The organism is Kineosporia corallincola (assembly GCF_018499875.1).
In the GTDB taxonomy this organism is placed as follows: domain Bacteria; phylum Actinomycetota; class Actinomycetes; order Actinomycetales; family Kineosporiaceae; genus Kineosporia; species Kineosporia corallincola.
On the sequence record NZ_JAHBAY010000006.1, the window covers coordinates 372,463 to 383,276 of the forward strand.

Genomic DNA, 10,814 nt, shown 5'->3' on the forward strand with positions numbered 1-10,814 from the left:
GTGCTCATCCCTTTCCCGGGGTGGACGCCTCGACGTAGTCCTGGAGGGTGACCAGGCAGCGCTGGTGCGAGTCCAGGAAGGCGACCGTGACCAGGGCGTCCACCGCCGTGACGGCGCCCTGCGCGATGCGCTGCCGGAACCGGGCCCGGTAGGTCAGCCCGTCCTCGTCGTACTGATCGGGCGAAGTGAGGTCGGTGTGCACCTCCACCTCGCCCCGGCCGATCTCCGCCCGGTAGTCCAGCTCGCAGCGGGCCACCACGGAGACCACCCGGTCGCCCGGCACCAGGCCGTGCTGCCCGAGCCAGTGCCAGCGACCGGCCTCCAGGTATTCCACCGCGACCGCGTTGTTGACGTGGCCCAGCGGGTCCAGGTCGTTCGGCCGCACCAGCAGGGTGAGCCGGGTGTCGCCGAATTCCACTGCTGGGATCAGCTTTCCAGCAGGTCCATCCAGGTGTCCTCGAGCTCCTCGGCGGAGTGCACCTCGATACCGGTGATCTTCTTCAGCGCGCCGAAGATCAGCTGGGCCTTCTTCTCCGGTGCCTCCGGCCGGTAGCCGCCGTCACCGCTCTCCAGATGGTCCCACCAGTTCACGTGGGTGCCCCGGTTCTCCAGGTGGTCGCGGTCGCTGCCGCGCAGCTCACCGTCTTCCCGCAGGAACAGGTGCCCCACCGCGAAGGCGTCCTTCGGGTGGTACTCCCCGCTGTCCACCAGGGCCTTGGCGAACGCCACGAAGTAGTTGCGGTGCTGGATCTCGTCGGCCGCCACCTGCTTGAACAGCTTGCGCAGACCGGGATCGGCCACCACCTGCTGGCACTGGCCGTAGTTCACCGCGGCGGTGATCTCGGAGATCGCCAGCAGCATCAGCGTGCGCAGCATGTCGTCGTCGGGAAACACCTGACGGAACTCGATGAACGTCTCGTCGGTGATCTCCGGCATGCCGCTCAGCGTGGCCAGGCGGATGAAAACCGTTTCGTGATGCGCCTCTTCCTCGTTCCAGTACCGGCTCCAGGTGCCACAGGCCTGCATCACGGCCGAGACCGCCGGGTTCTTCTCCTGCCAGCGGCGGCATTCCGCGTCGGCCTGGCGTTCCAGCCGGTCGGCACCGGGTTTGGTGGTCAGCTCGGCCCGCCCGGCGTTCCAGACCAGTGAGCGGTCCACCTCGGTGAGGCTGTCCAGGTCGATGGCCGAGAGCATCTCCATCGTGCTCCAGCGCCGCGACTCGTGCAGGCGCTGCTGCTCCCAGGTGACGTCGACCAGCGACATCTCCCGGACAGTCAGTGCGTCCCAGAGGTCGGTGACGATCGCGGGTGGACGCTGTGTGGTCCGGTTGGTCTCGACGGTGGTCACGCTGCCCCCTCGGCCTGCTTGTCGTACTCCTCCAGGAACGCCGCCAGCACCTCGGTGGTGGGCGTGTTCAAAGGCAGGGCGGGCAGGCGCACGCGAACGCCGTGGTCCTTGCGCACGGCGTTGGAGGTGCGTGCCAGCGCCTCCATCAGGTCCAGGCTGTTGGTCATCCTGGGACTGGCCGCCAGAACACTCGCCAGCGTGGCCCCGGGCGCGAACAGCTCAGCCTCGGACAGCCCCGAATACTCGGCGAACTTGGCGCGAATGTACTCCTCCACGAACTCTCCCCCAGTTCGACGGACGATCAGGCCGTCCACTTTGCCGCATAAGGGAGCATTCGTCCATGGCGCGAGCCCTCTCACCGCAAGCCCCAGGACCCCGAGAGGTCAGGGTGATGCTTTTCGTTTTTGACACCACCAATGCCCGCAGGGTGGTGTCAAACCTGAAATGAGCCTCCGGCCGGGCCGAAACCACCGTGACACGAGACTTTCTCGGACCCGATCTCGCTACCACCACCCCCACAAGCCACCCACCAGATGGCCTGCCCACCGGTCGCCCAGCCACCCGGTCGCCCAGCCACCCGGTCGCCCAGCCACCCGGTCGCCCACCTACCCGATGCCCCACCCGGCGCCCGTCAGAGCGCGGCGCCCGGAGCCGGTCAGGCCGAGGTGCGCACCGAGTCGACGACCGACATCGCCTTCTCGTCGAGCGCGAGCCGGCCCTTGCCGATGCGGCGCGTCCAGACCACGTTGCTGCGCACCACCCGGGCGGGGACGCCCGCGGCGACCGACAGCGGCGGGACGGTGCCGGAGACGATCGCCCGCGCACCGGCAACGCTGCCCGAGCCGATGGAGGCGCCCTTCAGCACGATCGCCTGCTTGCCCAGCCAGACGTGGTCGCCGATGACGATGGGCTTGTCCGGGTTGACGCGGCTACCGGAGTCGATGTCGTAGATCGCGTGGGTGTCGGTGGTGCGGATCTCGACGGAGAACGAGAACATGCAGTCGCTGCCGATCAGCACGTCGCTGCCACGGGCGACCACCAGTGTGGTCTCACAGGTAGTGCCGGCGCCGATCTCCACGGTGGCACCACCGGAGACGTCGATGTTCCACTTCCCGGTCACCCCGTCGCCGATGCGGACCGTGCAGGGCCCGGCGTCGTCACGGACCTTGATCTGCCCCTTGAGCTGTGCCGAGGGCGAGATCTGCACGTCATGACCCTCGCCGCGGACATCGAATCGCAACTGCTCCACGACCCGTGAGTGTTCCACAGCAAATCCTAATTGCCTAGCAAACAACGCTTTTCGAGATCCGACATGACAGTTCGGTGAATTCACGGTTGCCCCGGCCCGACCTGGCGCGCAGTCCGGTTAAAGGACGGGTCCCAAACTGCACCATTCGACTCAGGATACCCGCGCCCCCTGGTGCCCCGAGTGCAGCGCCAGGAGCCCTTCCCTCCTCAACCCGACCACCTCCAGGACGCGTCTCCCCGGGTGGGCGGGCTCTGCCCCGCCCGGCAAACGTCCGACCTTCGAGCGGTTTGCATCCCCGACACATGCAACCCTTGCATTACATGGTGTCACTGTCGGGATCTGTCGGGTCGCCGCCCGTGACGCCCGGACCTGCGGCCGGGCGGCGAGAACGCAAGAAACCCGGACGACGGGCGATCACACTACGTTTCCATAATCCGACAGTTGCCGATGAATATCGTCCGACGTAGAAAGCCGAATTAGCGCGGACCGGAATGCACTTTAACAAAGTCGCGGCTTTCGCGTGATAGTTTCCCATTCGCTCATCGCCCGACTGCCCATTCGGGCGGGAACTTTCGATGAATCCACCGAAAGGACACGTGGGTCAATGACCGCAACCCGTGGCATCGTCGCCTCTTTGGTCGTCGTGACGCTGGTCGTGGTCGGGGTCTTCGTCTGGCAGCAGACGAAGTCGAACTGTCCCGACCCGTTCAGCGCGGGCGGCTCGTACTCGTCGAACGACGAGGTGCTCTTCGCCGGCCAGGTATGGCGGGCCAAGGTTTCCGGCAGCAGTGAGGTGCCGGGTCCGAACGCCACCGAATGGACGTCTCTCGGCACCTGCTGAGAGTTCACCGGCAAGCAGGCCGATAACCGCTCTGTCGAGCGGTTATCGGCCTTCGCATTTCTTCTCCTAAGAATCGGAGAGCATTCCCAGCATCTGCTGCACCTGGGCCGAACGGGATTTCTCGATCCGCTCGGCCAGGTCGAGAACCTCGCTGTTCCGGGCGTTCTCGGTGGCGTACTGGGCGATCTCGACCGCGTTGCTCTGCTGGGCGATCAGCAGATTCAGGTAGGTCGTGGCGAACGCGTCGCCATCAGCCTCGTCGAGCTCCGCCAGATCGGCCTTCGTCAGCGTGCTCACACCGCCGTGCTCGGCGTGCAGGTCGGCGTCGCCGCTCGCCGTGACGGACTCACCCCAGGCCTTCAGCCAGCCGGTCATCTCCGCCCGCTCGTCGTCTTCCGTGCTGCTGATCGCCGCCACCAGGGCGTCGGCCCGCCCGGACAGGTCGCCGTCCCCGGCGCGGCCGGTGACCTTGGCCGTCTCCACCTCCCGGGCGATCATCATCTGGAGGAACATCACGTCGGCGTCGTTGTGCCCGGTGTCGTCCCCGGCCCCGGAGGACGACACGGAAGACGACGCGGAAGCCGATGCCGTGGCCGGGTCGCCGTCCGACGCGGCGTGTCCCTCGTGCCCGGACGATGCCGAGGACGTGGTGATCGTGATCCCGTCCAGAGCGCCGCAGCCCGCGAGCAGCAGCACCGTGACGGCCGCCAGAACCGTTGCAGCCAGACGGATCACGGACAGCGCGCGGCTCACTCCGGAAGCCACAGCGCGAGCACGTTCGGCGGCTCCCAGCCCGGCAGCGTGGTGTGCGACTGCCGGCACTCGTAGGTCACGCCGTCGTAGGTCACCGTGTCGCCCCGGTCGTACCAGGTCCAGTCCTGCCAGTCACCGCTCTCCGGCGCCTCGCCCGGGTCGGAGGTGCTGCCGTCCGGGTCGGAGGTGCTGCCGTCCGGGTCGGAGGTGCTGCCGTCCGGGTCGGAGGTGCTGCTGGTCGGGTCGGCCGTGGTGGTCGGCGCCGAGCTCCCGGAACCACCGGTGTCGCCGGAGCTGCCGGTGCCGTCCGCCGGGTAGGTCGTGGCCGGGCCGGACGGGGTGCCGGTGGAGCCGCCGGCCGGCGTGGTGGGAGTGGTGCTCTCGTCGTCCTCACCCTGATCGCCCGCGCCGCCGACGTTCACGTCGACGCAGTTGTAGAACGCGTTGACCGTGTCGGCGATGTTCCAGACCGCGAGAACCGTGTGCTCGCCGGAGTAGTCACCCAGATCGACCCGGTGCGAGACGGTCGCGTTGGGGATCGCACCGGCGTCGTCGAACGAGGCCACCTTCTCCCCGTCGACGTAGTACACCCAGGTGCTGGTGGAGTGCCGCGCGGTCAGCGTCCAGTTGAACGTGACCTCGTCACCCACGTCGGTGGACGGCCACGCGCGGGACTCGTCGTCGAGCACGCTGAAGGCGGCGTTGCCACCGCTGCACAGCCTGGACCCCTTGGGCGCCTCCACACTCTGCGGCTCGTACTGGATCTGGCCACAGTCGGTGACCGTGCCCGCGGCGCACAGGGCCTGCCGGCTGGGCGGGGAGGAGATGTAACCATGGGCGCTCGCCGGGCCGGCCAGGGCCACCCCGGCGACGAGCGTGCCCAGGGTCGTCACCGGGAGGACAACCCTCCGGGTGCTGGATTTACGCATGAAACTGCACTCCTGTCAGGGATGGAGTGCCCGGCGGATCGGGCCGGACCAGCCTCATCGTTCGGGAGTCCGGCCACCGTCCACAAGTTGATTGGGGTCATTTATCCGGTGCTTGACTGCTCCCTGAGATTCGGGCACGCGCGGTAACGACAGCGGGCCGGAAAACTGCAACACCTCGTGATTCGCCCGGTACCGGCCGTAGTATTTGCCAGTGGCCGCGGGCGTCGACGGCGCCGCATCGCGCAGCCCCCGTGCTCAATGCCGGAAAGGTTGCCCGGGCCCGCGAAAAACTTCCGCCGGATTTACGTTATGTACGCACCGGTACCAACGCCGGAAGCGCATTCTTGACGCTCTCCGCACCTGCTCATGACCTGTTGACGGGCAACCTTTTTGGTGTTTGACACCCCCTATCAAGTTGACCAGGATTCACGACGCCACGCCACGGAATCGAAAAGCCCGCCCACGCAAGCAGTCCGCCCGCTCGTTCGGGCACCCTGCGCGGGCTGATTCCGCGCGCCCGCACCGGGCGGCACCGATTGATCCCAGAGTGAGGAATCACGTGAGCCAACGTCGTCAACCGAACCGGCGCCGCACCGTCGCGGTCGCCGCGGGGATCGCCCTGACCGGCAGCATCGCCGCGACCGGTGCCGCCTTCGCGGTGAACAGCAGCAGCGCCACCACCACCGCGTCCACCGCCGCCACCAGCACCAAGACCACCGTGGCCGGTCACCAGCTGGAAACCCTGGGCCGGGGCGCGGTCAGCGTGCATTCCAGCACCGGCAACCTGGTCAGCTGGCGGCTGCTGGCGACGGACGCCTCCACCGCCTCGTTCGACGTGTACCGCGACGGCACCAAGATCAAGTCGGGCATCACCGGGTCGACGAACTACCTCGACAAGGGCGCCGCGGCCACCGCGAAATACACGATCAAGACCGGCTCCGAGTCGGCCACGGCCACCAGCATGGCGAACGGCTACCTGCGCGTGCCGCTGAAGAAGCCGGCCGGCGGCACCAAGGGCGGCGTCGACTACACCTACACCGCCAACGACGCCTCGGTCGCCGACCTGGACGGCGACGGCGAGTACGAGATCGTGCTCAAGTGGGACCCGACCAGCTCCAAGGACAACTCGCAGTCCGGCTACACGGGCAACGTCTACGTCGACGCCTACGAGCTCGACGGCACCCGGCTGTGGCGCATCGACCTGGGCAAGAACATCCGCGCTGGAGCGCATTACACGCAGTTCCAGGCCTACGACTACGACGGTGACGGCAAGGCCGAGGTGGCGATGAAGACCGCCGACGGCACCGTCGACGGCAAGGGCACCACCATCGGCAGCGCCACCGCCGACTACCGCAACAGCAGCGGCTACGTGCTGACCGGCCCGGAATACCTCACCATGTTCAACGGCCAGACCGGTGCGGCCGCCTCCACCGTGGACTACACGCCCGCCCGCGGCACGGTGTCCAGCTGGGGTGACAGCTACGGCAACCGGGTCGACCGCTTCCTGGCCGGCACCGCCTATCTCAGCGGCAGCACGCCCAGCCTGATCGAGGCCCGCGGCTACTACACCCGCAGCGTCGTCACCGCCTGGGACTACAAGAACGGCAAGCTGACCCAGCGCTGGCAGTTCGACTCGAACAAGCAGACCACGCCGGCCGACTGGGCCGGGCAGGGCAACCACCAGCTGTCCGTGGCCGACGTCGACAGCGACGGCAAGGACGAGATCATCTACGGCAGCATGGCTCTCGACGACACCGGCAAGGGCCTGTGGACGACGAAGCTGGGCCACGGCGACACCCTGCACGTGGGGGACCTGATCCCGAGCCGGGCCGGCCTGGAGGTCTACAAGGTCCGCGAGACCAAGGACAGCGGCCCGGCCGACTTCATCGCCGACGCCGCCACCGGCAAGATCATCAGCAAGTCGGCCAGCTGCGGCTGCGACACCGGCCGGGGCGTGGCCGAGGACATCTACGCGGGCAGCGCCGGCGCCGAGCAGTGGTCGTCGAGCGTCAGCGGGCTGCGCAACTCCAGCGGCACCGTGATCGGCAGCAAGCCCAGCTCCACCAACTTCCTGGTCTGGTGGGACGGCGACGCCTCGCGGGAGCTGCTCGACAGCAACAAGATCAGCAAGTGGGCACCCACCGGCGAGACCCGCCTGCTCACCGCGGACGGCGTGCACTCGAACAACAGCACCAAGGCCACCCCGTCGCTGTCCGGCGACATCCTGGGTGACTGGCGCGAAGAGGTGATCTGGCCGGAGACGGACGACACCGCCCTGCGCATCTACAGCACGCCGATCGAGACCTCCACCCGCATCACCACCCTGATGCAGGACTCGCAGTACCGGGTGGCGGTCGCCTGGCAGAACACGGCCTACAACCAGCCGCCGCACCTGAGCTACGCGCTACAGAAGTAACCACCACGAAGGAAGACCATCATGGAAGAGGACGAACCGGGCCTGGTGCGCGACGCCCAGGCCGGTGACCACGCCGCCCTTCGGGAGCTCCTGGCCCGGTACGTCCCTCTGGTCTACAACCTCGTCGGCCGGTCGGTCAGCCGCCCGGCCGACGTGGAAGACGTGACGCAGGAGGCACTTCTGCGGATCGTGCGCGACCTGCCCGAGCTGGGCAGCCCGGCCAGCTTCCGGTCCTGGCTGGTCACCGTCACGGTGCACCAGATCGGCGACCACTTCCGCCGGCTCGGGGCCGAGCCGCTGATCCCGGTCGGGCCGGCCGAGCTCGAGCAGGTGGCCGAGAATGCCGAGCCAGGCATCGGTTTCGAAGACCTGGCGGTGCTCTGGTTCGACCTCCAGGGTCAGCACCGCGAGCTGGTGAACGCCGGCCGCTGGCTCGACCAGGAACACCGCACCCTGCTGGCCCTGTGGTGGGAGGAGTGCGCCGGCCGGATCACCCGGGCCGAGATCGCCACCGCCCTGGAGGTGGGCGAGGCCCACACCGCGGTGCGCCTCCAGCGCATGCGGGAACAGCTCGAGCAGTGTCGCGTGGCCGAGGCCGCGCTCGACCGCGAGCCGCTGTGCACCGTGCTCGACGAGCTGGTGCACGACTGGGACGGCGAACCGAACCCGTTGTGGCGCAAGCGGATCACCCGGCACGTGCGCACCTGCGTGGTCTGCCTGCGCGAGTCCGGTGACCAGCTCCCCGCCGCCCGCCTGTTCGCCGGCCTGCAACTCCTGCCGCTGCCCGCGGCCCTGGTCGCGGCCCTCGTCGCCCGGGACCTCCTCCCCGAGCACGCCTTGTTCACGGACGACGTGGAGCTGGTGGCCGAGCACCCGTCGTCCACCGGTTTCAACAAGGACGGCGGCACCTGGGGAACGGTGCGCTGGGCCGGCCGGATCGCCACGGTCACCACCGCCGCCACGCTGATGCTGTTCGCCGGCGGGTTTCTCTACGACGTCACCCAGACCCCGCGGGTGCGCACCGAGACCCGCAACGACGCAACCGCTCTCAGCGCTTCGATGGCCACCCAGGCGCCCTCCGCCACGGCGACACCGACCCCGAGCCCCACGCCCACCCCCGAGGCGAAGAAGACCACCACCCGCAAGGCTGCCAGAGCCACCGGAGCCGCGACCTCCACCGGCACCTGCTCCACCAACGGCTCCACCGACCGCACCTGGGCCAGCTGGACCATGCCGAACTCCGGTGAGAACCTGCCGGACCAGCACGATTACACGGTGCGGGCGAACGGCACCGTGCTGGACGACGTCACCTGCCTGGTCTGGCAGCAAGACGTCCCGCAGCAGCGCTACACCTTCGAGGCCGCCCAGAACTACTGCGCCGGGCTGGATCTCGCGGGTGGCGACTGGCACCTGCCGACCCGGGTCGAGCTCACCTCGCTGATCGACACCACGCGCTCCGGCACCGCGATCGACCAGAAGGCCTTCCCGGGCACCCCGGTCGCGTTCTTCTGGACGTCGTCGCCCTGGGCCACCGCCCACGACCCGGCCTTCGCCTGGATCGTGAACTTCTACGAGGGCATCACCAGCAACGCCGCCGACCAGTCCGGCGAGTACGCGGTGCGCTGCGTGCAGTCGGCCGCCGGAAAGGGTTCACCGGACTACGAGATCAGCGACGGCCAGGTGGAAGACCCGGGCACCGGCCTGGTCTGGCAGCGCGCCACCGGCCCGGCGATGTCGGCGCAGAAGGCCACCTCCTACTGCGCCGGCCTGACGCTGGGTGGCGAGAAGTGGCGTCTGCCAGGGGTTCAGGAGCTGGCCACGCTGGTCGACGAGACGATCGTCGGCCCGGCGATCGACCGGGACGCCTTCCCGGACACCCCGGCCCGCGACCACTACTGGTCGGCGAACCAGGCTGCCCCGGAAGACGGCGCCCGCTGGGCCCTCAGCTACGACGACGGCTACACCAACTACCGCGACCTGTCCGAGGCCGTGGTGCGCTGCGTGCGCTCGGCCTGACCTACCCGAGCCGCACCGGCAGGGTGGAGCAGCTGTTCGAGAACAGCGACGGAATCGGCACCAGGGTGTCCGGGTCCACGGCTAGCTCGATGCCGGGGTACCGCTCGAACACCGCCGGGATGGCCAGGTTTCCCTCCATCCGGCCGAGCGCCGCGCCCACGCAGACGTGTGCCCCGCCGCCGAAGGCCAGGTTCTTGCGCTGGGTGCGGGTGATGTCGAAGACCTCGGCGTCGTCACCGTGCTGCTTCTTGTCCCGGCCCACCGCGCTGTAGGGCGCCATGATCGCCTCGCCCCGGGGGATCGTCACCCCGGCCACCACGACGTCTTCCAGCGGGTAGCGGAACGGGAAGTTGCCGATCGGGGCGTCCCAGCGCAGCGTCTCCTCCACCACGCCCGCCCAGGTGCGGGGGCCGCCCGCCACCGCGATCGCCCGCTGCTTGGGATGCGTGCACAGGGCCCGGACGGCGTTGGTGATCAGGGCCACCGTGGTCTCCTGGCCGGCCCCGAGCATGATCAGGATGGTGGCGACCAGCTCCTCCTCGCTGAGCGCCTCCGGGTCTTCGTCGCGGGCCTCGATCAGGGCGCTGGTCAGGTCGGTGCCCGGGTTCTCCCGCCGGTACCGCACCTGCTCGGCCAGCAGCCCGTACAGCGCCATCTGGCTGGCCAGCACCTGTTCGGGCGTCAGGTCGGAGCGGAACACGTTGTCCATCTCCGCCTTCAGCTTCCCGCGGTTCTCCTCGGGGATGCCCAGCAGCTCCGAGATCACCAGCACCGGCACCACGTCGGAGTAGTGCTTGCGCAGGTCGACCACCCCGTCGGCGTCGGCGTGCGAGGGCAGCGCGTCGAGCAGCTCGTTCACGATCTGCTCCACCCGCGGGCGCAGCGCCTCCACCCGGCGCGGGGTGAGCGTGGAGGTGACCAGCCGACGCAGCCGCTTGTGCTCGGAACCGTCGGCGGTGAGCATGTTCGTCACCTTGACCATGCCGATCAGCGGCCAGTCGTTGCCCACGTGACCGGACCGGATGTCGTTCCAGTTCTGCCAGTTCTTGCTCTGCCGCGGATCGTTGATCAGCTCGTTCAGCAGCGCGTGATCGGTGATGCTCCAGGCGATCACGTCACCCGGCAGCTTCACCCGCACCACCGGCCCGAGTTCGCGCAACCGGGCCGCTTCACCCTGGTGGTCCCGGCCGGCCGGATCGAGCTCGACCAGGGGCACGCTGTCCGGATCGACAAGTGGATCGACAAGCGGATCGACGCTGAGAG

10 protein-coding genes are annotated in these 10,814 nt (G+C 68.7%); 3 read left to right on the forward strand and 7 right to left on the reverse strand.

The annotated features are described in order from the left end of the window. Window positions 1–4 precede the first annotated feature (4 nt). The 4 genes from KIH74_RS16895 to KIH74_RS38670 form a co-directional block, all read right to left on the reverse strand. Window positions 5–418 carry an acyl-CoA thioesterase gene (locus tag KIH74_RS16895; protein ID WP_214156908.1) on the reverse strand — a complete coding sequence of 138 codons (414 nt, stop codon included), beginning with the start codon at window positions 416–418 and terminating at the stop codon, window positions 5–7. A gap of 8 nt (window positions 419–426) precedes the next feature. Beyond that, window positions 427–1,347, reverse strand: a complete 921-nt coding sequence (locus tag KIH74_RS16900) for a hypothetical protein (protein ID WP_214156909.1) — start codon at window positions 1,345–1,347, stop codon at window positions 427–429. Further along, the gene (locus KIH74_RS16905; RefSeq protein ID WP_214156910.1) at window positions 1,344–1,622 is read right to left on the reverse strand and encodes a hypothetical protein; all 279 of its coding nucleotides are present in this window, start codon (window positions 1,620–1,622) and stop codon (window positions 1,344–1,346) included. Before KIH74_RS16905 ends, KIH74_RS16900 begins: the two co-directional genes overlap by 4 nt. 380 nt (window positions 1,623–2,002) lie before the next feature. Further along, window positions 2,003–2,614: an acyltransferase gene (locus tag KIH74_RS38670; RefSeq protein ID WP_214156911.1), complete on the reverse strand. Its 612-nt coding sequence runs from the start codon at window positions 2,612–2,614 to the stop codon at window positions 2,003–2,005. Between the two features lie 586 nt (window positions 2,615–3,200). Here KIH74_RS38670 and KIH74_RS16915 point away from each other — a divergent pair. Continuing rightward, a complete protein-coding gene (locus KIH74_RS16915) occupies window positions 3,201–3,437 on the forward strand; it encodes a hypothetical protein (RefSeq protein ID WP_214156912.1) in 237 nt (78 codons plus the stop codon). A 66-nt stretch (window positions 3,438–3,503) separates the two neighbouring features. Here KIH74_RS16915 and KIH74_RS38675 read toward each other — a convergent pair whose 3' ends face one another. Continuing rightward, complete coding sequence (locus KIH74_RS38675; protein WP_214156913.1) at window positions 3,504–4,202, reverse strand: DUF305 domain-containing protein; 699 nt, start codon at window positions 4,200–4,202, stop codon at window positions 3,504–3,506. After that, the gene (locus KIH74_RS16925) at window positions 4,187–5,083 is read right to left on the reverse strand and encodes a lytic polysaccharide monooxygenase (RefSeq protein ID WP_214156914.1); all 897 of its coding nucleotides are present in this window, start codon (window positions 5,081–5,083) and stop codon (window positions 4,187–4,189) included. The genes KIH74_RS38675 and KIH74_RS16925 overlap by 16 nt, the downstream gene beginning before the upstream one ends. A gap of 595 nt (window positions 5,084–5,678) precedes the next feature. On the opposite strand from KIH74_RS16925, the gene KIH74_RS16930 reads away from it, so the two are divergent. Both KIH74_RS16930 and KIH74_RS16935 read left to right on the forward strand, forming a co-directional pair. After that, window positions 5,679–7,535, forward strand: coding sequence for a rhamnogalacturonan lyase (locus KIH74_RS16930; protein WP_214156915.1), 1,857 nt, complete (start codon window positions 5,679–5,681; stop codon window positions 7,533–7,535). A 21-nt stretch (window positions 7,536–7,556) separates the two neighbouring features. Further along, on the forward strand, window positions 7,557–9,551 hold the full coding sequence (locus KIH74_RS16935) for a sigma-70 family RNA polymerase sigma factor (RefSeq protein WP_214156916.1): 1,995 nt from the start codon (window positions 7,557–7,559) through the stop codon (window positions 9,549–9,551). Between the two features lies 1 nt (window position 9,552). Here the strand turns inward: KIH74_RS16935 and KIH74_RS16940 are convergent, their stop codons facing one another. Further along, window positions 9,553–10,767, reverse strand: a complete 1,215-nt coding sequence (locus KIH74_RS16940) for a cytochrome P450 family protein (RefSeq protein WP_372492080.1) — start codon at window positions 10,765–10,767, stop codon at window positions 9,553–9,555. Window positions 10,768–10,814: the final 47 nt, after the last annotated feature.